21 protein-coding genes are annotated in these 21707 nt (G+C 65.4%); 7 read left to right on the top strand and 14 right to left on the bottom strand.

Annotated elements, in window-relative coordinates; genetic code table 11:
* Positions 1 to 29: 29 nt before the first annotated feature.
* From AB4Y34_RS26545 to AB4Y34_RS26535, 3 genes are all read right to left on the bottom strand, one after another.
* Positions 30 to 356: a 4-oxalocrotonate tautomerase gene (locus tag AB4Y34_RS26545; RefSeq protein WP_176105715.1), complete on the bottom strand. Its 327-nt coding sequence runs from the start codon at positions 354 to 356 to the stop codon at positions 30 to 32.
* On the bottom strand, positions 274 to 1050 hold the full coding sequence (locus tag AB4Y34_RS26540; RefSeq protein WP_368717698.1) for a class II aldolase/adducin family protein: 777 nt from the start codon (positions 1048 to 1050) through the stop codon (positions 274 to 276). The genes AB4Y34_RS26545 and AB4Y34_RS26540 overlap by 83 nt, the downstream gene beginning before the upstream one ends.
* A gap of 171 nt (positions 1051 to 1221) precedes the next feature.
* A complete protein-coding gene (locus tag AB4Y34_RS26535) occupies positions 1222 to 1578 on the bottom strand; it encodes an urea transporter (RefSeq protein WP_368367295.1) in 357 nt (118 codons plus the stop codon).
* Between the two features lie 166 nt (positions 1579 to 1744).
* On the opposite strand from AB4Y34_RS26535, the gene AB4Y34_RS26530 reads away from it, so the two are divergent.
* A complete protein-coding gene (locus AB4Y34_RS26530; RefSeq protein WP_176382812.1) occupies positions 1745 to 2299 on the top strand; it encodes a putative glycolipid-binding domain-containing protein in 555 nt (184 codons plus the stop codon).
* A 50-nt stretch (positions 2300 to 2349) separates the two neighbouring features.
* Here the strand turns inward: AB4Y34_RS26530 and AB4Y34_RS26525 are convergent, their stop codons facing one another.
* The 3 genes from AB4Y34_RS26525 to AB4Y34_RS26515 form a co-directional block, all read right to left on the bottom strand.
* A complete protein-coding gene (locus tag AB4Y34_RS26525; protein WP_176382813.1) occupies positions 2350 to 2931 on the bottom strand; it encodes a GNAT family N-acetyltransferase in 582 nt (193 codons plus the stop codon).
* 76 nt (positions 2932 to 3007) lie between these two features.
* Positions 3008 to 3916, bottom strand: a complete 909-nt coding sequence (sapR, locus tag AB4Y34_RS26520; protein ID WP_176382814.1) for a sap1 transcriptional regulator SapR — start codon at positions 3914 to 3916, stop codon at positions 3008 to 3010.
* A 118-nt stretch (positions 3917 to 4034) separates the two neighbouring features.
* The gene (locus AB4Y34_RS26515) at positions 4035 to 4922 is read right to left on the bottom strand and encodes a DMT family transporter (RefSeq protein WP_368717697.1); all 888 of its coding nucleotides are present in this window, start codon (positions 4920 to 4922) and stop codon (positions 4035 to 4037) included.
* Positions 4923 to 5032: 110 nt separating this feature from the next.
* On the opposite strand from AB4Y34_RS26515, the gene AB4Y34_RS26510 reads away from it, so the two are divergent.
* The gene (locus AB4Y34_RS26510; protein WP_368717696.1) at positions 5033 to 6472 is read left to right on the top strand and encodes a PLP-dependent aminotransferase family protein; all 1440 of its coding nucleotides are present in this window, start codon (positions 5033 to 5035) and stop codon (positions 6470 to 6472) included.
* Positions 6473 to 6516: 44 nt separating this feature from the next.
* Here AB4Y34_RS26510 and AB4Y34_RS26505 read toward each other — a convergent pair whose 3' ends face one another.
* From AB4Y34_RS26505 to AB4Y34_RS26495, 3 genes are all read right to left on the bottom strand, one after another.
* A complete protein-coding gene (locus tag AB4Y34_RS26505; RefSeq protein WP_176105722.1) occupies positions 6517 to 7590 on the bottom strand; it encodes a TAXI family TRAP transporter solute-binding subunit in 1074 nt (357 codons plus the stop codon).
* A gap of 256 nt (positions 7591 to 7846) precedes the next feature.
* Complete coding sequence (locus tag AB4Y34_RS26500; protein ID WP_176382818.1) at positions 7847 to 9037, bottom strand: hypothetical protein; 1191 nt, start codon at positions 9035 to 9037, stop codon at positions 7847 to 7849.
* Positions 9038 to 9457: 420 nt separating this feature from the next.
* Entirely contained in the window at positions 9458 to 10999 is a 1542-nt protein-coding gene (locus AB4Y34_RS26495; protein WP_368717695.1) for an MDR family MFS transporter, read from the bottom strand.
* Between the two features lie 117 nt (positions 11000 to 11116).
* Here AB4Y34_RS26495 and AB4Y34_RS26490 point away from each other — a divergent pair, with 117 nt between their 5' ends.
* Positions 11117 to 11887, top strand: coding sequence for a TetR/AcrR family transcriptional regulator (locus tag AB4Y34_RS26490; RefSeq protein ID WP_368717694.1), 771 nt, complete (start codon positions 11117 to 11119; stop codon positions 11885 to 11887).
* Positions 11888 to 11936: 49 nt separating this feature from the next.
* Here the strand turns inward: AB4Y34_RS26490 and AB4Y34_RS26485 are convergent, their stop codons facing one another.
* The gene (locus AB4Y34_RS26485) at positions 11937 to 12668 is read right to left on the bottom strand and encodes a ribonuclease activity regulator RraA (protein WP_176382821.1); all 732 of its coding nucleotides are present in this window, start codon (positions 12666 to 12668) and stop codon (positions 11937 to 11939) included.
* 548 nt (positions 12669 to 13216) lie between these two features.
* Between AB4Y34_RS26485 and AB4Y34_RS26480 the strand changes: the two genes are divergently transcribed.
* Entirely contained in the window at positions 13217 to 13729 is a 513-nt protein-coding gene (locus tag AB4Y34_RS26480; RefSeq protein WP_176105726.1) for a response regulator, read from the top strand.
* 157 nt (positions 13730 to 13886) lie between these two features.
* Here the strand turns inward: AB4Y34_RS26480 and AB4Y34_RS26475 are convergent, their stop codons facing one another.
* Positions 13887 to 14492 carry a Fur family transcriptional regulator gene (locus AB4Y34_RS26475; protein ID WP_368717693.1) on the bottom strand — a complete coding sequence of 202 codons (606 nt, stop codon included), beginning with the start codon at positions 14490 to 14492 and terminating at the stop codon, positions 13887 to 13889.
* A gap of 160 nt (positions 14493 to 14652) precedes the next feature.
* Complete coding sequence (locus AB4Y34_RS26470) at positions 14653 to 15279, bottom strand: glutathione S-transferase family protein (protein ID WP_368717692.1); 627 nt, start codon at positions 15277 to 15279, stop codon at positions 14653 to 14655.
* Between the two features lie 238 nt (positions 15280 to 15517).
* Between AB4Y34_RS26470 and AB4Y34_RS26465 the strand changes: the two genes are divergently transcribed.
* The gene (locus AB4Y34_RS26465) at positions 15518 to 17185 is read left to right on the top strand and encodes an ATP-binding domain-containing protein (protein WP_368717691.1); all 1668 of its coding nucleotides are present in this window, start codon (positions 15518 to 15520) and stop codon (positions 17183 to 17185) included.
* A gap of 15 nt (positions 17186 to 17200) precedes the next feature.
* On the opposite strand, the gene AB4Y34_RS26460 is transcribed toward AB4Y34_RS26465, so the two are convergent.
* On the bottom strand, positions 17201 to 18148 hold the full coding sequence (locus AB4Y34_RS26460) for a phosphoribosyltransferase family protein (protein ID WP_368717690.1): 948 nt from the start codon (positions 18146 to 18148) through the stop codon (positions 17201 to 17203).
* Between the two features lie 183 nt (positions 18149 to 18331).
* Here AB4Y34_RS26460 and AB4Y34_RS26455 point away from each other — a divergent pair, with 183 nt between their 5' ends.
* Positions 18332 to 18901: a molybdopterin-dependent oxidoreductase gene (locus tag AB4Y34_RS26455; protein ID WP_368717689.1), complete on the top strand. Its 570-nt coding sequence runs from the start codon at positions 18332 to 18334 to the stop codon at positions 18899 to 18901.
* Positions 18871 to 20718: a hybrid sensor histidine kinase/response regulator gene (locus tag AB4Y34_RS26450; protein WP_368717688.1), complete on the top strand. Its 1848-nt coding sequence runs from the start codon at positions 18871 to 18873 to the stop codon at positions 20716 to 20718. Before AB4Y34_RS26455 ends, AB4Y34_RS26450 begins: the two co-directional genes overlap by 31 nt.
* A gap of 40 nt (positions 20719 to 20758) precedes the next feature.
* Here AB4Y34_RS26450 and AB4Y34_RS26445 read toward each other — a convergent pair whose 3' ends face one another.
* On the bottom strand, positions 20759 to 21613 hold the full coding sequence (locus tag AB4Y34_RS26445) for a helix-turn-helix domain-containing protein (RefSeq protein WP_176382828.1): 855 nt from the start codon (positions 21611 to 21613) through the stop codon (positions 20759 to 20761).
* Positions 21614 to 21707 lie beyond the last annotated feature (94 nt).

The raw sequence follows: 21707 nt of genomic DNA, 5'->3' as shown, positions 1-21707 counted from the left end.
CTGGTCTCGCCAGCGCTTTTCCGGGTCGATCAGGCCTCCGACCACAAACGCCCACCCGTCGCCCAGTTTTCGCGCTTCACGTCGGTCAGGATGATGTCGACCGAGTTCGGCTCGACGCCGAGCGACTCGCAGGTGGCTTTCGTGATCGCTTCGACGAACTGGCGTTTCTGTTCCAGCGTACGGCCTTCGAAGAGTTCGATATGAAACGTGGGCATGACGTTGCTCCGTGGGGTGGAGAGTTGGGACTGGAACGAAGCGGACCGGCTCGGGCGTTCAGGCGCGATAGCCGCGATCGAGTCGATCGAGCTTGCGCAGCAGCGCGGGCCATTCGAGCGCGCCTTCGATCGCGCCGCCATCGTAGAGCTGCTCCGCCGTGCGCGCGGCGACCGCGTCGCTCGGCACGACCAGCGGCGCGCCGCAGCTTTGCGCCTGAATCTGGATTTCACAGGCTTTCAGCAGCGTCGCCATCAGCACATAAGCTTCGGCAACCGTGCGTCCGAGCGTCAGCGTGCCGTGATTGCGCAGCAGCATCGCGGGGTGATCGGCGAGATGCGCGACGAGGCGCTCGCCTTCGGCCGGCGTGAACGCGAGGCCTTCGTAGTCGTGATATGCAAGCTGGCCGTAAAAGCGCAGCGCGTGCTGCGACGCCGGCAGCAATCCTTCCGGCTGCGCGGACACGGCCACGCCCGCGGTGTTATGCAGATGCATCACACAGAACGCGTCGTCGCGCGCTGCATGCACGGCCGCGTGCAGCGCGAAGCCGGTGGCGTTCACCGGATGTTCGCTGGCGCCGACGATATTGCCCGCGATGTGGATTTTCACGAGATTCGACGCGCATACCTCATCGAACGCGAGGCCGAACGGATTGATCAGGAAGTGGCCTGGTTCGCCAGGCACGCTTGCGGAGATGTGTGTGTAGATCAGATCGTCCCAGCCGTTGAGCGCGGCGAGACGATAGGCGGCGGCCAGATCGATGCGGGTTTGCTGTTCCGCTTCCGACAGCGGACCGGACTCCGCGATGCGGCCAGCGGGTGAGTGGGCGAATGACATATCTATCTCCTGTCGGCCGGAGTGAGTGTTTCAGCACTGACTTCGGCGCCATGCGATTGATCGCCAAGGCAAGAAGGTTGCTGAATGCGAGGCCGCGCGACGCGGGAACCGGCTTGGGATGCTACCGCACAATGCCGCGCCGTTGGCGACAGCGCACGCCCCATTCTTGCGTTACGCGCTGCGGTGCCCGAGCGACTGGATGGTCCATGTTGCGAGCACGAACGGCGCGGTCATCGTAAGCCAACCGCAATGCAGCGCGGCCGCTTGCAACAGCACCGACATCGCGATGCCGCCGAGCGTCGCCGCGTAGCCCGAGTCGGCTAGGGCGAGCGCGGTCAGTGCACCGTTGAACCCCCACAGGCCGGCGTCGAATGAAGCAACGCTCGCGCCGAGCAACAGGTGTGCCGCGCTCGCCAATGTCGCGCCGCCCAGCGCATAGAGCGCGTGTTTGCGCGAGGCGGCGGCAATCCCGAACAGCACCAGTACACCCGCCGCGGCGGCGTGCATCGGCTGCGGGTTCGGAGTCACGACAAACCGCGAGCATAGGCGAGCGGCCAACACTCAGGCATCTCGCGCGTTGATACTGGCTATTTGCCGGCCGTAAGCGCCTGGGTCGGGATTGACTCGCGCGCGCACTTTCGCGCTACGATGAAAGGCCGGCGCGCCCACTGCGCCGTTTCGCGAGGAGACGCCGATGCGTGAATTACGATGGGCCTCGGAAGAGGGCGACGGCATCGAACATCTGGTATTCGATGCGCGCGACGACGGCTTCGCCGTGGAAAGCGTCGTGATCGGGCAGCGCTATGGCAAGGCGTACGGGCTGCATTACGCGGTGCGCTGCGACGCACGTTGGCGCACGCGCTATGCGCACCTGAAGATCGTCGGCGGCGGCGAGCTGGAACTGCATGGCGATGGCGAAGGCCATTGGCACGACGGGCACGGCCTCGCGCTGAGTGCGATCGAGGGCTGTATCGATATCGATATCGCCGCGACGCCGTACACCAATACGTTGCCGATCCGCCGGCTGCAACTGGCCGAGGGCGAACGTCGACCGATCGAAGTCGCGTACATCTCGACGCCGGACTTGCAGGTTACGCGCGCCGAGCAGGCATACACGTGCATCGAGTTGAATGGCGAGTACCGCTACGAAGGCATTTTTCGCGAGTTCACCGCCAACATGCGCGTGGATAGCGATGGCCTCGTGATCGACTATCCGACCTTGTTCGCGCGTTTGCCGCGCGCCCGTTAGGTTTAGCCTTCGGCGTCGCGGTTGCTAGGCCGCGCCGTGCGCGCGGCGGACTACCCGTGCGTGCCGCCTGCCGCGTTTGAAACGTCGTCGGGCCCGGTCGATGCGCCGCGGCCGAGCGTGCGTTGCATCAGTGTGGTGTCGAGCCAGCGGCCGTGCTTGTAGCCGACCGCCTTCAACGTGCCGGTCAGCTCGAAGCCAAGCTGCGTATGTAACGACAACGAGCCGCCGCTGCCGCCATCGGCGATCACCGCGATCATCTGACGCCACGGTCCGGTCTCGCAACGATCGATCAGCGCCTGCAGCAACAAGCGTCCGATGCCGCGTCCGCGATATGCGTCGTTCACGTAGATCGAGTCTTCGATCGTGTTGCGATAGGCGGCGCGCGGGCGATACGGCGTCGCATAGCAATAGCCGGCGACCTCGCCGTCGATCTCCGCGACCATATACGGCAGTCCGTGGCTGCGCACGCTTGCGAGCCGCGTGCGCAGCTCGTCGACGGACGGCGGGGTTTCCTCGAACGACGCGACACCGGTCAGCACGTGATGCGCATAGATCGCCTGGATCGCGGGGAGGTCGGCTTCGGTGGCGTCGCGGATCAGCGGGGCGTCGAGCCGAGGGCGGGTTGAACTCATGCGTGGTCCGGTCGTGGCAGGCTCAGTTTGGTGGAAGCCTTCACTATGCCTGTGGCCGGCGCGGATTTGAAGCGGGTCAAAGATCGAATTGGTCGAACTCGCTCTGCAACTCGCGATTGCGCGCCACGCGTTCGTCGATAGCCGGTCCGCGCCGTTCGACGACCGCCGAGATCAGCAGGTTGAACAGGCACGTTAGCGGCGCGAGCGAATCCCAGAACTGACCGACGTCGGTCTTCACCTGCAGCAGGTCGCCGTCGAAATCGCGCGCCCACGGACAATAGATATCGGTGACGAGCGCGAACGGCAGACCGCGTTGCGAGGCCGCCTGGCAATAGCGTCGCGCGATCGTCGAATAGGCGCGCGTGTCGGTGACGATCAGATACGGCGTGCTGAACTCCGAGTTCAACGAATCGACGTAGGAACCCGACATGCCATCCGAATAAAACACGCGCGGGCGGATGTATTCGAGGTAGCTGTAAAACGCGTTGCTGATACCGCGCGTCGACTGGATGCCGAGGATATAGACCGCATCGGCGTTCGCGATGCGCTCGGCGACGCGCGCGAAGGCCGGCGAGCGCGCGAGTTCGTACACGTGCTGGATCGCGCCGATCTCGAGCTCGAGCGATTGGGCTAGCGCCGCGTCGCGCGGCGAAGCGCCGTCAGCGACGCACGGTTCATGCGGCTCACGGGTTTGGGTGCTGTCGCTCGGTCCACGGCGGAACGCGTCGAGCCGGTCCGTAATCAGCCAGGGCCGCTGCTGCGTGCCGCGCAGCTCGCGTTTCAGATCGTCGAGATTGCGATAGCCGACGCTGCGCAAAAAGCGGCCGACCGAAATGCCGCTGGTGCCGGCTTGCTGCGCGATCTGGTCGGCGGTCTCGAGGCCGAGCCGGTCGAGGTTCGCGAGCATGTAGCTGGCGACGCGTTTCGATGTCGGCGTGAGTTCGGCAAAACGGGCTTCGACGGTTTGGGCAAAAGCAGTCGTCATCGTCAGTCGCGGCGCAAGGCGCTGGTTGTGCCAATCTGCGAAATGATGACATATCGACCCACGACTCGCGCAATTCGATCCTGAAAAAAACTGTTTGCCGTTCGCTGGTCGAGCCGCGTCAGGCCGCCCGCCGCGCCGGCGCCGCGCGCGAAAAATGCCGCGCACCCGCCACGCATGCGACCACGATCACGGTGACGATGATCATCGACGGCGGGACCTGTTCGTGCAGCAGCACGCCGGCGAGCAGAAGCCCGAAAAACGGCTGCAGCAACTGCAGTTGACCGACCGCCGCGATACCGCCGAGCGCGAGTCCGCGGTACCAGAATACGAAGCCGATCAGCATGCTGAACAGCGACACATACGCGAGTCCCCACAGCGCGGCGGCGCCGACACCGTCGAACGACACGGGGCGCGTCCACCAGGCGAGCGGCAGCATCAATGGCAGCGACAGCACGAGCGCCCACGAAATCACCTGCCAGCCGCCCAGGTGACGCGACAGCCGCGCGCCTTCCGCGTAACCGAGCCCGCACACGATGATCGCCGCGAGCATCAGCGCGTCGCCGAGCGGCGACGCGTCGATGCCGTGCCGCAACGCGAACGCGGCCACCGCCGCGCTGCCGAGCGCCGAGAACAGCCAGAACGCCGGCTGCGGCCGCTCGCCGCCGCGCAGAACGCCGAAGATCGCGGTGGCGAGCGGCAGCAAACCGATGAACACGACCGCATGCGCAGCGCTCACATGCCGCAGCGCCAGCGCGGTCAGCAACGGAAAGCCGACCACGACGCCGAGCGCGACCACCACGAGCGGCAGCAGATGGCGGCGCTGCGGCCGCGTCTCGCGGAACACCAGCAACAATAGAAGACCGAGAACGCCCGCGATCGTCGCGCGCGCCACGGTCAGAAACACCGGATCGAGTCCCTGCACGGCAAGCCGCGTGGCCGGCAGCGAGCCGCTGAAAATCAGCACGCCTGCGAAACCGCTGAGCCAGCCGTTGGTGGTCTTGTCCATTGCGTACATCCCTGCGCTCAAAGAGTCACATGATGCGCGCCGCCGCCGTAAACGTTAAGCTACAGATCAGTACAGTTCGCACAAACTGTACCGAACATGGAGCAGTACAGATGGCGGGAAGCGACAGCAACGAGACGGTGCCGGGCACGCGCGTCGGCCTCGTGATGGACAATCTGCGCGAGCGCATCGCGAGCCGCTCGCTGATGCCGGGCGCGCGCGTGCCGTCGATTCGCGCGATGACCGACACGCTCGGCGTGTCGAAATCGACCGTGGTGGAAGCCTACGACCGTCTCGTCGCGGAAGGGGTGATCGTCGCGCGGCGCGGCTCAGGGTTCTTCGTGTCGGGCCATGCGCCGCCGCTCGCGCTCGCCGATCTCGGGCCGCGGCTCGATCGCGAGGTCGATCCGCTGTGGCTCACGCGGCAGTCGCTGGAGACCGGCTCGAAAGCGCTGAAGCCCGGCTGCGGCTGGATGCCGGCTTCGTGGCTGCCGGAAGACGGCGTGCGGCGCGCGCTGCGTGCGGTCGCCCGTGATCCGCAGTCACTGCTCGCCGACTACGCGAGCCCGGCCGGCTTGGCGGCGCTGCGTCAGCAGCTTGCGTGGCGGCTCTCCGCGCACGGCGTCGATGCGCCGCCCGAGCAGATCCTGCTGACCGACGGCGGCACCCATGCGCTCGATCTCGTGTGCCGCTTCCTGCTCGAACCCGGCGACACGGTGTTGATCGACGATCCGTGCTACTTCAATTTTCAGGCGCTGCTGCGCGCGCATCGCGTGCGGATTGCGAGCGTGCCGTACACGCCGCAGGGACCGGATCTCGCAGCGTTCGAGCGCGTTCTGGTCGAGCAGCGTCCGCGGCTCTACGTGACCAACTCGGCGATCCACAACCCGACCGGCGCGACGCTCGCGCCAGCCGTCGCGCACAGGCTGCTGAAGCTCGCCGGCGAGCACGATCTGCTGATCGTCGAAGACGACATCTTCGCGGACTTCGAAGACGAACCTGCGCCGCGACTCGCCGCGTTCGACGGGCTCTCTCGCGTCGTGTCGATCGGCAGCTTTTCGAAGACGCTGTCGGCGGCGGTGCGCTGCGGTTATATCGCCGCGCGAGCCGAATGGGTCGAACCGCTGATCGATCTGAAGCTCGCGACGTCGTTCGGCAACGGCCAGCTAGCGGCGAGCGTCGTGCATCGGATGCTGGTCGACGGTACCTATCGGCGTCATCTCGAGGCGATGCGCGCGAAGCTGGCCGATGCGATGGGAGAGACCATCAGGCGTCTCGGCTATGCGGGCCTCGATATCTGGACACGGCCGCGCGCGGGCCTGTTCGTGTGGGCGCGCTTGCCCGAGGCGCTCGATGCCGCCGACATCGCCCGTCATGCGTTGACGGCGGGCGTCGTGCTCGCGCCGGGCAACGTGTTCAGCGCGTCGCAAGCGGCGGCGGGCTTTCTGCGTTTCAACGTGTCGCAATGCAATCGCCCGAAGGTGTACGAGGCGTTGCAACGGGCGATGGATGCGTGCGCGGTGTCGGCCGACGCGGCGCGCGAGCGCGTCTGAAACGAACCGAATCGAATCAGGCGCGCGCGGTCCTAGCTACGGCGTTATTTGCACAGCAGAAGCATCCGCTCCTGTTCCGAGCAGGGCGTGTGCGGTTTCGGCGCGGGTTGCGCGGCCGCCGCGCTCATCGCCGCGGTGCGGTTCGCGAGGCACGCGCGCAGGTGCTTTTCGACCGGACCGTAGTACTTCCATCCGCGTACGAGCGTCGGCAATTCGAGCTTCACCTGTTTCCATTTCGGATGACCGTGCTCCTGCAGATTGTCGAAGTTCGCGCACAACGAGTCGGCGAAATGATTCAGATTGCTGACGGTGTCGCGCAAGCCATAGTCGTAGGTGACCAGAAACGCTTTGACCGTGAGGCCCGGCACGTCTTCCTTCAGCCAGCCTGGGTAGCTGCTCTGACGGATCGTCGTCGGAAAGTAGGTCTGCTTTGCGCGGTTCGTCTCCGGCGCGTTGGGGTCGGCGGGCAGCAGACGCAGTTGTGACAGCAGGTCGGGCTTCATGCTGGTGAATAGATTCGCGGGTTGCCCGACCACGATGATCGCGACGTCGATTTTCTTCACGATCAGCGCGGCCAGCGCGTCCTCGTTGCTCAGATGCACGACGTTCTGCTCGGGAATCGGCTGGCCGAACATCAGGCGGTAGAGCGTCGTCGCCGACTGCGCGGTGCCGCTGCCCAGCAGGCCGACGCTGATGGTCTTGTCCTTGATGTCGGCGAGCGTTTTCAGCGGCGAATCCGCCCGCACGACGACGTTAATTTCCTCGTCGTAGAGCGGCATGATCAGTCGCAACGGCCGGATCGTCGTGCCCGCATCGGGATTGCCCGTGTTGGCCATGTCGATGAACGCCTGGTACACGTCGGACTGCACGAGCGCGAGCTTCACGCCGGGCTCGAAACGCATGCGCTGCACGTTCTCGGCCGAGCCTTTCGACGCCACCACTTCCAGGTCGATGCCGACCGGCTGGGCCACCCATTTCGACAGGTCGTTGCCGATCTGGATATAGGTGCCGCGCTCCGGCCCGGTGACGATCTTGTAGTGCGCCGGTTCCGCGCCGGCCAGCGAACATACGACCAGTACCACCAGCCCCAGCCAGCCCGCGAGAAGTCTCTTCAGCATGGTCATTCTACCTATCGGTCAGGTTGATCCCGCTTCACGCGTGGCGCGTGGAAGCACCAGTGATCCGGTTGCCATGTCATGTTCAAACTGCTGTCAGGGCCGCTCCGTCTGTTGCCGCTCAGAGGGCGAATGATTATGTGGGGATCGGCACAGACGGCGACCATTCGATCTGGTATGCGAAGCAATGTTTTTGCGCGACGGCGCAGTCGTTCGCGTCTCCGCGACCCTGAGCGGAGGGTTGCGTCGCGCTTGAGCGCTAGTTGCTCCGCGGCGTCGTGGTTCGTACGACGCCGGCGTTCGTTGCCGTCGCGGCAAGCGCGCCGTGCTCCAGCATGCCGGCGGGCAGCGGTACCTGCAGTTGCGCCTGCGCGAGCGGCGCGCCCGGTGCGGCGTCCGTTGCCGCATGCGGCGGAGTCAGCGGCGCCCAGCCGGTCTCGCGAATCACGCGCTCGAGGATCACTTTCGCCGCGTCGTTGCTGCTGTCGATCGCGAGCGCCTCGTTCGCGTGCTGACGCGCGCACGGCCACGACTGCTGCGCGACGCAGACCTGCGCGGCCTGCAGCGCGGTATCGCGACGCTGGACGAGCGGCCGCATCTGATCGGCCAGAACCTGCGCATCGCTGTTTCCCGGTTGTAACGTTTGTGCGGCCGCGAGAGCGGCCTGCGCGGCGGACAGGTCGTTGGCGCGGATCGCGGTCCTCGCGACCTGCAACGCCTGTGCGGCGTCGTGGAATGGCGTCGCGGGCCGCACGGGCGTCGCAGCGAGCGGCGGCGCGACAGGCGGCGCAGCCGGTGTCGCTGGAATGACGGGAACCGTGGGCACGACGGGCGCGGGCTTCGCCGCCAGTTCGCTCACGGGCGGAGGCGCAGGCCTGGCCGCGGCCGGCGCGTGTGCGGTCTGTGCCTGAGCCATCACCGGTGCGGACGCAAGCGGCGCGATCATGCCGGTCGTCGTGGTGCGGACATCCTGAGTGATCTGCTCGACGCCTTTATCTTCCGATTCGCCACCGTCGCTGAATAACGTATAAGCGATATACGCCAGGCCGATCGCGATGACCGCGCCGATCACGTATAGCACGCGCCAGATCGTCTGCGCAGTGTTGCGCGGCGCGTACATCGGATCTTCGTAAGGTGGGATAGCGGTGTCGGTCGAGACGAGCGCCGTGTGCATGATCGGCTCGCTCTGCAACAGAGATTCGGACGCCATCGCGGCCGAGGCGATGACGGGCTCATCCCGTGTGCCGAGCTCGTCGTCGAAGCGGGGCAGCGGCTTGTGCGTAGCGCTCGCGCGGCTGCCTGGAATACCGGTGCGGATGTGCGGATCGTCTTGCTCGAACGGATGCGCAGCGCCACAGTAGGGGCAGGCGTCGACTTGTCGGTACAGTGCGCCGCCGCAGCGTTTGCAGGGCGTGGGGAAACTTTGGCCGGTTGCTGTCTGGGTGGACATGCCGTGGACCCACCTTTGGAAAACGATGCCGTAAAGGCATGCTCCGGATCGTGTTGAGGCAGGAGCCTTGTCCGCGGAATCACGATCCACATGCGCCGGAGGTCGCGGAGACGTAGGCCGCGCCTGCGTTTCCACGGTTTCCAATATGTGATGTTTCACGGGGGACGTCAACGCGGTAGGCCCCTGGATTGTGTGCGCTACCGCTCATTCGGAGGTATGAAGAAACTTTGCCGTTACGCTCAAAAACGAATGTATGTGTCTGTTGTTTCACGACAAATGCACGGGCGCGCCCCATCTAGTGAGCGCGACAAAAAAACAACGAGGCCGACGCGCTGCGCGTGCGGCCTCGTGATCGCCCGGCTATTGGATGCTTGCCGGTAAGTGTTTGCATCAGCATCCGGATCAGGCGCAGAAGAACGCTCAGTGCCTGCGCAACGGATGATCCTTCAGCAGCCATGCCAGCGCGAAGGCGAGCACCACGACGCATGCGGCCGACAGATACACGGTATGCAACGCGCCAGCGAACGCATGCAGATAGTCATTGCGCAATGCTTCGGGTAGCTGATGAATCGCGGCGGGACCCAGGGCCTGCGGAAGTTCGGTATCGGGCGGGATCAGCTTTTCGAGGCGTGCGGCGAGTCCGTTCGAAAACACCGCGCCGAAACCGGCCACGCCGATCGAGCCGCCGATCGAGCGAAACAGCGTGACGCCCGACGTCGCCACCCCCATATGCTTGAACTCGACGGTGTTCTGGACCGCGAGGACCAGCACCTGCATCACCATGCCGAGGCCACAGCCGAGCAGGCCCATGTACAGATACATCACATGAATCGGCGTATCGATCTGCAGGCGCGCGAGCAGCAGCATCGCCACGGAGACGAGGAACGTGCCAATGATCGGGAACAGCCGATACTTGCCGATCTTGCTAATCAGACGGCCCGTCACCATCGACAGGATGAACAGCCCGCCCATCATCGGCAGCATCTGCATGCCGGCTTGCGACGGCGTGGAGGCCTTCACGACCTGCAGATAGAGCGGAATGAACGTAACGGAGCCGAACAGCGATACGCCGATGATGAAGCTCACGAGGCTGCTGATCAGAAACGTGCGCTGCTTGAACAGTCCGAGCGGCATGATCGGCTCGACCGCGCTGCGCTCTTCGTGAATGAAGCCCCAGATCGCTACGAGGCCCATGCCGAGCGTGAACCACAGTTGGGGCGAGGTCCACGGCAGGATCGTGCCGCCCTGGCTCGTGAACAGGATGATGCAGGTCAGCGCGCCGGCGAGAAAAGCGGCGCCCATGTAGTCGATCGTGTGCTTGACGTGGCGCACGTGCGGTTTGAACACCGCGCCGATCACGATCAGCGACAGGATGCCAAGCGGCAGGTTGATGTAGAAGATCCAACGCCAGGTCAGATGCTCGACCAGAAAGCCGCCGAGCAACGGACCGATGACGGTGGCGAGACCGAAGATGCCGCCGAACACGCCCTGATAGCGGCCGCGCTCAGCGGGCGGAATCACGTCCGCGATCGCCGCCATCGTCACGACGAGCAGGCCGCCGCCGCCGAGGCCTTGCAGCGCGCGCAGCACGATCAGCTGACTCATGTTTTGCGCGATGCCACACAGCGCCGAGCCGACGAGAAAGATGACGATCGCCGTCTGCAGCACGATCTTGCGGCCGAACAGGTCGCCGAACTTGCCGTACAGCGGCACGACGATCGTCGAGCTGAGCAGGTAGGCGGTCACGACCCACGACAGGTTATTGAGCCCGCCCAGATCGCCGACGATGGTGGGCAGCGCGGTCGACACGATCGTCTGGTCCAGCGCGGCGAGCAGCATGACCAGCAGCAGTGCCGGAAACAGCAGCCGGATCGGCGGATGAGCGGCTGCGTCTGCAGCCGAGGCCTGGCCGGGTTCGTCGGGCGCGGAGTCGACGGACAGGGTCGTAGCGGGTTGTTCCATGGCGGCAACGCGTTGAAATTAATTAACCGAACGATTAATATAGGCGACATCGCCTCTCACGTCAAATTCAATGCAATGACAAGGATCTCGTCTGATGACGCCGCTGCGGACCACGTCGTGACAGATGCGGGGCCACCCGCGCGAATTGCCGCGAAAAAGCGTGGCGCGTCGAAGCCCAAACTCGAGGCGACGCAAGCGGATACGCAAACCGCGAATCTCACAAGCGGCGCGCCAACCGGGTCGCCCGCCCGCCGCCCCGGCCGGCCGACGGGCGCCGCGCGCGGCCCAGAGCAACGTGCGCGCTTGCTCGACGCTGCGCTGACGTTGTTCGCAAGGCAGGGCATCGTCGAGACATCGCTCGGTGAGATCGCCCGCGAGACCGGCTTCACCCCCGCGATGGTGCACTACTACTTCAAGACACGCGATCAACTGCTCGATGTGCTGATCGACGAGTGTTTCGCGCCGTTGCGCGCAAGCCTCGGTCTGCCGTTCCGGGAAAATCCCGACGATCCGGTCGCGGCGATCACGCAGTTCACCGAGCGGCTCGTGCAGATCGCGAGCGATAACCCGTGGTTCGCGTCGCTGTGGATTCGCGAAGTGATCGGCGACGGCGGTCTGCTGCGCCAGCGCATGCATGAGCGTTTCGGCTTCGCGCATCAGAAGGAGTCGCTGCTGGCGATCGCGCGTTGGCAGAAGGAGGGGCGCCTGAATGCATCGCTCGAACCCGCGCTCGTATTCGTCACGCTGCTCGGCATGACGATTCTGCCGCTGGCCACCTCGAAGCTGTGGCGTAATGATCCGTTGCGCCGCAATATCGGCGGCGCGGAGATCGCACGGCATGCGGTGGCGTTGCTGGTGCAGGGCATCGGGCCCGCCAAGGGCGCTTGAACCGGCGGCCGGTGTGGCGCACCGGTCGCCGGTTCGTTTGAAAAGGCCCCTAGATTTTGCGGTTTTTCTTCCACTCGTCGAACGCCGCCTTCGTCTCGTCGTTCGGCGGATAGGTGCCGGGTAGCGCGGCGCCGGCACGAATCCTTTCGGTCAGAAACGCTTCGAGCCGTTCCTGTTCGGCCGCGGCTTGCGCGACGTCGTCGGCCATCTTCAGCGGAATCACGACGACCCCATCCCCATCGCCGACGATCACGTCGCCCGGAAACACCGCGACGCCGCCACAGCCGATCGGCACGTTGATGTCGACCGCGTGATGGCGGATCAGATTGGGCGGCGCGCTCGCGCCGGCGCAAAACACCGGCATGTCGAGCGCGGCGATCGTCGCGCTGTCGCGCACCGGCCCGTCGGACACCATGCCGGCCACGCCGCGCACCTGCAAACGCAGCGACAGAATCGAACCGAACGACGCACTGCCGCGCTCGCCGCGGCAATCCTGCACGAGCACATGGCCCGGCGGAATGGTCTCGACGCATTTGCGTTGCGCGTACTCAGGGTCCGCGAATAGCTCCAGCACGTCGATGTCTTCGCGCGACGGGATATTGCGCAGCGTGAACGCCGGCCCAACCAGATTCGCGCAGCGGAGCGGACCGAGCGGTGCGACGCCTTGCATGAAGGTATTGCGCAGACCGCGCTTGAATAGCTGCGTGGTCAGCGTGGCGGTGCTGACGTGACGAAGGATCTCGAGCGTCGCGGTGCAAAGCGCGGACGATGTGGCGGACATGGTGTCGGGTAGCCTCGGGTTAGGATGAGCGGACATCGATAGACGCGTGCGGACGGCCGCGAACCGAAGCATGCCGCGCATGCGCGCCCACGATGATAGCGCCGCGGCGCCAACGGTTAGCGGGTAAGCGCCAATTCATCTTTGTGTCATCGACACGCGCGACCCGGCCCCTCTTCACGTGACGCGAACCCCTGCATGGAGGCACGCGACATGCTTGCAGAGTCGTCGGATGCGAGCGGCGCGACACGAACGACAGCGCCGCGTCGCGCAAACAATACGAAGGACGGAATCGAGACCGGGCGGAGAAGGCCGTACGAACGGGGTTCGTGCGAACCGCGCCGGAACATCGGGTGCCGGCAATCGGCGAGCCGCGGAAAAACTGCGGACACTCAGCAGCTAAATCGCGGCATGCGTCGAGCGCCGTTTTTTCATCGACGTGCAATTTTGGCGCGTTACCGTGCGCACGCGTTGTACTCGGGAAGGTGCTCAGCAATGTTTTACAATCGCGGACCTGTCTGCAACTCGGCGTGCGAAATCGAGTCGGAACCATGGACAGCAACACATCGGCCGCGCAAATCGGCGGCAATCAGCAGAGTGAAACATTGGCCACTTCCGATGGCCTAACCGGTTTTCCAGAGCAACAACATACGATGAATGCAGCAATGAGGCTCGATCAGGCCACGATCGTGCTGGTAGAGGACGATCCCGACAGCCGGGAATCGTTGACTTTGCTACTCGAGGCGGAAGGCGCGAAGGTATGCGCAGTCGCCGATGCGGAAGAGGGTGTCGTGGCGGCGATGGAGTTGCTTCCCGACGCGGTCGTCTGCGACCTCGACTTGCCGACCATGGATGGCTTCTATCTGATCCAGCGGCTGCGCGACCACGAGATTTGCGGCGGCCATTCACCCGCGGTGGCGGTGGCGCTGACCGGCCATACCGACGACGCATATCGCCTGCGCAGCATCGGCGAAGGCTTCCAGCATTTCATGACCAAACCCGCGTTACCCGAAGCGCTCGTGACGTTGCTGCGCGACGCGATCGACGCCCGCGCGGCGGGGTGATCGCCGCTTCGTAGCGGGCTCGCAGCGGGCTTTCGTGGAGAGCGAGTAGTAGCAGGCCGGCGCGCGGCGGGAAGACGTCGTTTCGCGGAACAGCGCTCAGCCATTGACGCTTCGCAGCGCATCACACCGCGTTGCGCACCTGACGCGTAGCGCGCCGCTATTTCGCCGCGGCCACCGGCGCGGCTTCGGCAGCCATTGCGGCCGCCTGACAGGCCGCACAGAGGCCCTTCAACTCGATTTCGTCGCTCGCGAGCCGATAGCCCGCGTCTTCGATCTGCGCGATCAGGGCCTGGCGCAGCTTCGGTTGATGCAACTCGGTGACGCTGCCGCATTGCTGGCATACGACGAGAATGCCGTGCTGGCATTGCGTCAGATCATGGCAAACGGTGAACGCATTGATCGACTCGATCCGATGCACGAGTCCCGCCGACAGCAAAAAATCCAACGCGCGATAGACGGTTGGCGGCGCCGAGCCCGGGTGAATCTGGCGCATTTCGTCGAGCAGTGAATAGGCCTTGGTCGCGCGTCCCGAGTTCAGCAGCAGTTCGAGCACCTTGCGCCGGATCGGCGTGAGTTTTTCGCCGCGTTCGCGGCAATATTGCTCGGCCAGTGCGAGAGCCGCTTCCTGCGACGGCTGATGCACGTCGTGATGCACATGATGCTCGTGCGCATCGGCGGCGGAGGCGGCAGGTGCGGGAGTGACCGGATGGCCGGTTGCGGCGGGCTTGGCGGCGGGGTTGGCGGCGGGGTTGGCGGTTTTCATGCGTCGATTATAGAGGCATGCGCGGTGGGTCGCCGCGCCGGTCGGGGGATCGGCGCGGCACAGGCGCGGCACAGGCGCGGCACAGGCGCGGCACAGGCGCGGCACAGGCGCGGCACAAGCGCGCGGGCGGCGCTTACGAAGTCGCCAATGAACCGGCCGTTCAGGTCAACGGAAAATCGACGTACTTCTTGAAGCCGGTGCGCGTCGTCAGACGCGAATACCAGCGCTCCAGACTCGGCAGCGGCGGCCGCTGCAAACCGTCGAGGCCGAACCAGCGCTTCGCGTACGCGCCGATCACGATATCGGCGAGCGTAAACTTCTCGCCTTCGAGGAAGAAGCGGCCCTGCAGATGCGTGTCGAGCAGGCGCCACAGCACGGTGACCGCCTTCACGTCGGCGGCGAGTTTGGCGGCGTCGCGCTCGGCCTCCGGCGTGCGCACGAGCGACCAGAACACCGGACGTTCCACCGGCTGCAGCGTCGACAGCGACCAGTCCAGCCAGCGGTCGATGCTCGCGCGCAGTTTCGGCTCGGCCGGATACAGCAGGCTCGATTCGCCGTATTGCATCGTCAGATAGCGCAGGATCGAGTTGGATTCCCACAGCACGAAGTCGTCGTCGACCAGCGTCGGGATCTTGCCGGTCGGGTTCATCGCTAGATAGTCGGGTTCGTTGTTGCGGCCGAATTGCAGGCCCGCGTCGATGCGGTCGAATGGCAGGACGAGTTCGTCGCAGCACCACAATACTTTCTGGACGTTGACTGAATTGGTACGTCCCCAGATCGTAATCATCCGGTAAATCCTTTTCTCTTACGGTTGGCAAGCCGCGCCTCGCGCGCGGCGTTCAGCCAGTTACGATACACGATGCGCGAAGCTTTGCGCGGCATCCGAACGGCGCTCTGCGCGCGAGGCGGCACCCAGCCTCGCGGACGCGACGCCCGCCACCGCGTTGCGTACAATGACCGCACCCCGAATTGCGCACTGAGCCGACACGCGTGGACTCACGCATCCAAACCCAATAAGGCATCGCATGGCCCGCATTGTTCCCGACGACTGGAAGAGCCTCGAAGCGACCGGCGCGGCGGCGCGCGAACGCGAAACGCTCGCGCTGCTCGAACAGGCACTGCCCGACGATTACACCGTCTATCACGGCGTGCATTGGACTCGCCTGAACCAGAACTTCTCGGTATTCGGCGAGGCCGACTTCGTGATCGTGAGTCCTGCCGGGCGTCTGATGATCGTCGAGCAGAAGACCGGCTTTCTGCGTGAAACGCCGAACGGGCTCGTCAAGGTGTATCTGCAGACCGAGCGCAACGTCGCGATCGCGCTCGCGCATACGATCGAGAGTCTGCACCGGCGTTTTACCGCGGCGTTCGGCGCCGGCACGTATTTCATCGAGGAACTGCTGTACTGTCCCGATCACATCGTCAAGGACGCGGCGATCGCCGGCGTGAATCCCGCGCGCATCGTCGACGCGACGCGGCGCGAACGGCTCGCGGCGATCATTCGCGAAGCGCTGCCGGCCGATGAGCCGCGCCTTCCCAGCGCATCGAAAATCCACCACTTTCTCGCCGACGAACTCGCGCTGGCACCCGACACGAGCGCGCTCGTCGGCCAGGCGGGCACGCTCGTCACGCGCCTGTCGGGCGGACTCGCCACGTGGGCCCGGCGGCTCGAATTCGCGCCGTTCCGTTTGCGCGTGGTCGGCACGGCAGGCTCCGGCAAGACGCAACTCGCGGTGCAGGTGATGAAGGACGCCGTCGCGCGCGACGAGCGACCGTTGTACGTGTGCTTCAACCGGCCGCTCGCCGATCACATTGCGCGGGTCGCGCCGCCGGAGGCGAAGGTCGCGAACTATCACCAGCTGTGCGACTGGATCATGCGCGACGCGGGCCGCGCGCCCGATTTCCAGTCCGCGCAGGTATTCGACCAACTGGAGGCCGGATTCGCCGACACGCCGATCGAACCGCGCTGGCAGTTCGACGCGCTGATCGTCGATGAAGGGCAGGATTTCCAGCAGTCGTGGATCGCCTCGCTCGAGCGGCTGCTGCGGCCGGGCGGCGCGTGGTGGTGGCTCGAAGACCCGCTGCAGAATCTATACATGCGCGAGCCGGTGTCCTTGCCCGGCTGGGCCACGCTGAAGGAAACCACCAACTACCGCAGTCCGCGTGACATCCTCGACTATCTGCGCGATGTGGTCGGCTCGTCGGTGCCGCTTGCCGCGGCGCTCGCGTCGGGCAGTCCGTTCGACGGCTCGGACGTTTCGGTGTCGGTCTACGACGAAGCGCAGGCCGCCGAAAGCAGTATCGACGCGACCAAGCGCGCGATCACCCACGCGCTCGGGCTCGGCTTTCGCAAGCAGGACATCGTGGTGCTGTCGTTCCGCGGCAGGGACGGTTCGGCGATGAGCGCGCTCGATCATCTCGGACCGCATCGGCTGCGCAGCTTCACCGGCAAATACGATCTGTTCGGCAACCCGGAGTATCGCGACGGCGACGTGCTGTTCGAATCGATCTACCGCTTCAAGGGGCAGGCGGCGCCGTGCGTGATCTTCACCGAGATCGACTTCGACGCGTTCGACGAACGCGTCGCGCGCAAGCTGTTCGTCGGCGCGACGCGCGCGACGATGAAGCTGATCGTCGTCGCGTCGCAGCGGGCCGCGCGTCATTTGCAGTTGCGCGAGGGGAAGGACAAGTAGAGCGCTGAGCTCGGCTCAACTCCACGCCCTTGCGCTCACCAGCATCCCCGTGCGCGTCAGCGCATCCCACCAGATCACTCGCAACAAAGGCGCCTGCTGCGCGATCAGCAGCGCCTGCACCGGATCGCTTTCGACGAAGTGCGTGACACCCGAGCGCAGCGCCGCGCTCGCCTTGTGCGCGGCCGCGCCGGAGGGGCTGTCGTCATGCAGGCCGGGCGCGCGCATCACCAGTTGCAGATGAGCGAAGCCGTGTCGGTCGAGCCACGCTTCGGTGCGCGCGCGATCCATCTCCGGGCGGCCCGTGATGATCGTGCGCACGTGTTGCAGGTCGATGCCGGGCAGCACGTCGAACGGCAGCAGCGCGTCGCGCTCGGCGAGCGCGCCGGCAAGGTCTTCGTCGTAGCGCGCGAGCGGGACGTCGGGCAGCAGGATGCCATCGAGGTCGATTGCGTAAGCCGCGTATTCGTGGTCATTGGCCATCGCCGGCGCGGCGCCGGCTTCGACGCGTGCCCAGTCGTCGCGGTAGCGCTCGGTGTACGCCTGGCGCTCCCATGGAAAGAGGGCGAAGTAGCCGCGCGCGTCGATCGCGTAGTCGGGCTGCACGCGGCTCAGTTCATCGACCGCGGCGGTCAGCGTTTTGACTTCGAGCCCGTGCGATTGCAGGAACGCGATGCAATCGGCGAGCGTAAAACCGCGTCCGGCGATGTCCTCGCACAACAGCACTTTCGAGCCGGCGGGCGGGATCGGCAGCGTCGAATCCCATGCGACCGCGCGCGTCTGGCGATCGTAGCGCAGGAACGCGACCGGCGCGCCGACCGCGTGCGACACCATCAGCGCGAGCGGCGCGCCGCCGCGCAGAATGCCGAGCGCCAGCGTGAAACGCCCGGCGAGCAACTCGGGCTGCAGCGATTCGATCCAGTGATCGAGCTGTTCGTACGTCAGGGGCAAGACCGGCTTGTTCATGACTATCGGGTTTTTGTGTCAGCGCATTTTGGCGATATTATGCATGCGGGTCAAAGGTCGCGTGTCGGGGGTGGCACGCGTTTGACTGCACGGTATGGCGCAACACTTCGCGTGGCATAAGATCGGCTGACCGTGGCGCCGCCCACGGTCCGGCGAATCAACTAAAACGGATAAAAAAAGCAAATGGCCAACCTGATTGCAACGCTGCGCAATGCAGCCGGCGAAACCGGTGTGCCCTCGCGGATGCGCTGGCTGGCGGGGCTCGCGGGACTGATCGTCGGGCTTACCGTCTATGGCGCGCATGCGCAGCCGGGCGTGCGGCAGTCGCCGGCGCTGGCGCTCGACGTCGAGGGCAAGATCGCCAACACCAACGACGCCGCGCATCGCACCTATCACTTCGACGAGGCTCAACTGCTCGCGCTGCCCGTGCATACGATCACGACTTCGACCACCTGGACACCGCGCTCGACGTTCGCCGGTCCCAGGCTCGCCGACATCCTGAAGGCCGTCGGCGCGCGCGGCAGCGAAATCGAGCTTCACACGTACGACGATTACACCTACACCGTGCCGGTCGCGGACTGCGAACGCTACGGCGTGATCGTCGCGTACAGCATGAACGGCCAGCGCCTGAAACTCAGCGACTTCGGGCCGCTGTTTCTGATTTATCCGCGCGATGCTTTTCCGGATGAACTGACTGGCGCGGTCGGCGACTCGAAATTCGTATGGCAGATCAAGGCCCTCATCGTCAAATAGCGCGTCGTCCGTGGCGGCGCGCGATGTACGTGCTGATCTGGCTGATGGCGCTCGCCGCGCCCGTCGGCGCGATCGGCTACCTGCTGTATGCGAACCTGTTGAACCCGCGCGCGACCGAGCAGTTGACCGGCACCTACGACGGTTTCTACTGGGACGCCGCACAACTGCAGATCGCCTACGCTCGCTTCGAGAACCAGCTGCTGCTGTATCAGTCCGGCGCCGACGACGACTATCAGCGGTTGCTGCTGCGCTTCCAGCTGCTGCAATCGAAGCTGCGCGTGATGGCCGGCTCGACGCAGCGGCTCTCCGCGCAGCTCGCTCTGTTGCAACGGCAGATCGACGAAATCAGGACGCTCGAGAATGTGCTCGACGACATCCAGCCCGAGATCGACGTACTGCCGCGCGACCGCACCCGTGCCGCGCGGATCGACGCGCAGCTGCGCCAGCACTGGAGTGAGGTCAACGATCTTGCGCTGTCGCGCCGTTTCGCCGATGTCGCCGACCGCGAAGCGATGAACCGCGATTTCATCGACAAACGCCGCCTCCTTTTCGCGGGTGGTCTGGTGCTGCTGTTGCTGTCGGCGGCGGCGACGCTGCTGCTCGTGCTCAACGGCCGGCGCCGCACGCGGCTCATGCGCCAGCAGCGCGCGGCGCTGGAAGCCGAGCATCAGGCAAGCCGCGCGGCGCGCGAGGCGAGCCTCGCGAAGGATGCGTTTCTCGGCATGATCAGCCATGAGCTGCGCACGCCGTTGCATGCGATCGTGTCGTCGGTGGAACTGCTCGGCTTCCACTATCACACGGAGGCCGACCGCAAGGTGATCCAGCGGCTCGAAACGGCGGCGCGCCATCTCGAAGCGCAGATGAAGGACCTGACCGACTACGCGCGCCTCGGCGCCGGCAAGCTAGAACTGCGGCACCAGCATTTCGAGCCGCGCGAGCTGCTGGCGTCGATCGTCGATGAACACACGATGTCCGCCAAGGTGCGCGGCCTGAAGCTCGAAAGCGAGGCGAGCGGCGCCAGCGGGCTCGTCGAGTCGGACCCGCACCGCATCCGGCAGATCGTCAACAACCTCGTCACCAACGCGATCCGCTACACCGAGACCGGCACGGTGCGCGTCGAGCTGCGCCAGCAGCCGGCGCTACTGGTTTTCGTCGTCAGCGATACGGGACCGGGCGTGCCGTCCGAGCAGATCCCGCTGATCTTCGAGGAGTTCACTCAGCTCGACGCGAAGCGCTCGCGCCGTTTCGAAGGCGCCGGCATGGGGCTCACGATCGTGCAAGGGCTCGTCAAGCTGTTCGGCGGCACGGTGGATGTCGCGAGCACGGTCGGCGAGGGCACCCGCTTCACCGTGACGATTCCGGTCGAGCCGGTCGCCACCCTCGAGCCGGCCCACGTCGCGGCGCAAGCCGAGCCGGACGGCGCGCAACCGTGCGTGCTGATCATCGACGATAACAGCCTGATCCGCGAGTCACTCAGCGAAATGGTCGCGCACATGGGCTACGACTCGCTCGCACTCGGCAACGCGAACGACGCGCTCGCGTGGCTCGATACACACCGGTGCGAAGTGGTGCTGCTCGATCTGCATATGCCGGGGCGCGACGGCTACACCTTTCTCGAAGACTTCGCGGTGCGCGGTGGACCGTCGGCGGGCGTGCCGGTGATCGTGGTCAGCGCGTACGCGCCGGAGGTCGTGCGGGATGATGAAGGTGGGGTGACTGGCGCGCCGTCGGTGTTCGAGGCGCTGTTAAAGCCGGTCCATTACGAGGATCTGAAGCACGCGCTGCAGCGCGCGCTGGCGGCGCGGCATCAGGCGTGAGGGCGGCGCCGCGCCCGGGGCGCGCATCGGCGCCAGCGGTTCAGGGGCGATTCAGCCGCTTCGACAGATCGGCGACGAGGATCGCCATGCGCGCGGGCTTCTCGTAGCACGCGACGTCGTAATCTCGGATCACCTCGCTGATCTCCGATTCGCTGGCCTTGCCGGTCAGCAGCTCGCCGGTCAGCACGAAGATCGGCGCGTCCGGGTTCTCCGACGCGCGCACCGCGCGAATCGCGGCCGCCGAGGTCTGCGAGCCGAACAGCCAGTCGATGATTACGCCATCGAACACCTGCGTTTGCAACTGCTCGCTGAAGGCCGCGAGCCCATAGATCGCGACCGCCGTGAAGCCGCTGCGCTCCAGATAGTCGCGCAGGTTATCGGCGCTCGCGCAATCGTCGTCGACGACCGCGATGGAAGGCTTGTCGGTTTCGGCGCGGCGCGGATAGATCTCGATCTTGTGGACTTCATAGGCGCTCTGATACAGCGCGCCATCATGTCGCGAGACACGCCATTGACCGAGCCGCGAATAGGCGACGAACTCCGGACGGCTACCCGGTTCGAGCGCGGCGCCGACCCACGCGGTACAGGCGATTTCGGTCGCGCCGATGCAGAACACCGCCTCCTGGGCGATCGCGCCGACCACGCCCGGATCGAGCGACTGCGCGCCGAACAGCTGCGCCGCCGGTTCGTCGAATACCTCGGCGACTTTCTTGATCTGCGACAGCGTCCATGGACTATTGCCGCGCAGTTTGCGGTGCCCCTGAGAAAAACTCAGATCGAGGATGCGGCATAGCTCCGTGGTTTGCTGGCGCTTGCCGATTCCATGCCGGCTCATCAACTCGCGCACGCGCTCGGCAACCGCGATGGAGTCCGGTGAGTGTGTTTCGTTGGCCATACTGCGTGAAAATCCGCGAGTTAAAAGGTACAGGTGGTACGCGGTCGACAGGCGCAAGCCGACCGTGCGCATGCAATGCGCATGAATCGGCCAC

Source organism: Paraburkholderia sp. BR10954 (genome assembly GCF_040965775.1).
Classification (GTDB): domain Bacteria; phylum Pseudomonadota; class Gammaproteobacteria; order Burkholderiales; family Burkholderiaceae; genus Paraburkholderia; species Paraburkholderia youngii.
This window is presented reverse-complemented; position numbering and strand designations above follow the sequence as displayed.

What these genes read in the sequence shown, in the direction of transcription:
- AB4Y34_RS26530 (WP_176382812.1), top strand. Translation starts at nt 1,745, where the DNA reads ATGCGTGAATTACGATGGGCCTCGGAAGAGGGCGACGGCATCGAACAT.
- AB4Y34_RS26460 (WP_368717690.1), bottom strand. Translation starts at nt 18,148, where the DNA reads ATGAACAAGCCGGTCTTGCCCCTGACGTACGAACAGCTCGATCACTGG.
- sapR (WP_176382814.1), bottom strand. Translation starts at nt 3,916, where the DNA reads ATGACGACTGCTTTTGCCCAAACCGTCGAAGCCCGTTTTGCCGAACTC.
- AB4Y34_RS26500 (WP_176382818.1), bottom strand. Translation starts at nt 9,037, where the DNA reads ATGTCCACCCAGACAGCAACCGGCCAAAGTTTCCCCACGCCCTGCAAA.
- AB4Y34_RS26485 (WP_176382821.1), bottom strand. Translation starts at nt 12,668, where the DNA reads ATGTCCGCCACATCGTCCGCGCTTTGCACCGCGACGCTCGAGATCCTT.
- AB4Y34_RS26475 (WP_368717693.1), bottom strand. Translation starts at nt 14,492, where the DNA reads ATGAAAACCGCCAACCCCGCCGCCAACCCCGCCGCCAAGCCCGCCGCA.
- AB4Y34_RS26470 (WP_368717692.1), bottom strand. Translation starts at nt 15,279, where the DNA reads ATGATTACGATCTGGGGACGTACCAATTCAGTCAACGTCCAGAAAGTA.
- AB4Y34_RS26480 (WP_176105726.1), top strand. Translation starts at nt 13,217, where the DNA reads ATGGACAGCAACACATCGGCCGCGCAAATCGGCGGCAATCAGCAGAGT.
- AB4Y34_RS26465 (WP_368717691.1), top strand. Translation starts at nt 15,518, where the DNA reads ATGGCCCGCATTGTTCCCGACGACTGGAAGAGCCTCGAAGCGACCGGC.
- AB4Y34_RS26545 (WP_176105715.1), bottom strand. Translation starts at nt 356, where the DNA reads ATGGCGGCGCGATCGAAGGCGCGCTCGAATGGCCCGCGCTGCTGCGCA.
- AB4Y34_RS26515 (WP_368717697.1), bottom strand. Translation starts at nt 4,922, where the DNA reads ATGGACAAGACCACCAACGGCTGGCTCAGCGGTTTCGCAGGCGTGCTG.
- AB4Y34_RS26525 (WP_176382813.1), bottom strand. Translation starts at nt 2,931, where the DNA reads ATGAGTTCAACCCGCCCTCGGCTCGACGCCCCGCTGATCCGCGACGCC.
- AB4Y34_RS26445 (WP_176382828.1), bottom strand. Translation starts at nt 21,613, where the DNA reads ATGGCCAACGAAACACACTCACCGGACTCCATCGCGGTTGCCGAGCGC.
- AB4Y34_RS26455 (WP_368717689.1), top strand. Translation starts at nt 18,332, where the DNA reads ATGGCCAACCTGATTGCAACGCTGCGCAATGCAGCCGGCGAAACCGGT.
- AB4Y34_RS26505 (WP_176105722.1), bottom strand. Translation starts at nt 7,590, where the DNA reads ATGCTGAAGAGACTTCTCGCGGGCTGGCTGGGGCTGGTGGTACTGGTC.
- AB4Y34_RS26450 (WP_368717688.1), top strand. Translation starts at nt 18,871, where the DNA reads ATGGCAGATCAAGGCCCTCATCGTCAAATAGCGCGTCGTCCGTGGCGG.
- AB4Y34_RS26540 (WP_368717698.1), bottom strand. Translation starts at nt 1,050, where the DNA reads ATGTCATTCGCCCACTCACCCGCTGGCCGCATCGCGGAGTCCGGTCCG.
- AB4Y34_RS26495 (WP_368717695.1), bottom strand. Translation starts at nt 10,999, where the DNA reads ATGGAACAACCCGCTACGACCCTGTCCGTCGACTCCGCGCCCGACGAA.
- AB4Y34_RS26510 (WP_368717696.1), top strand. Translation starts at nt 5,033, where the DNA reads ATGGCGGGAAGCGACAGCAACGAGACGGTGCCGGGCACGCGCGTCGGC.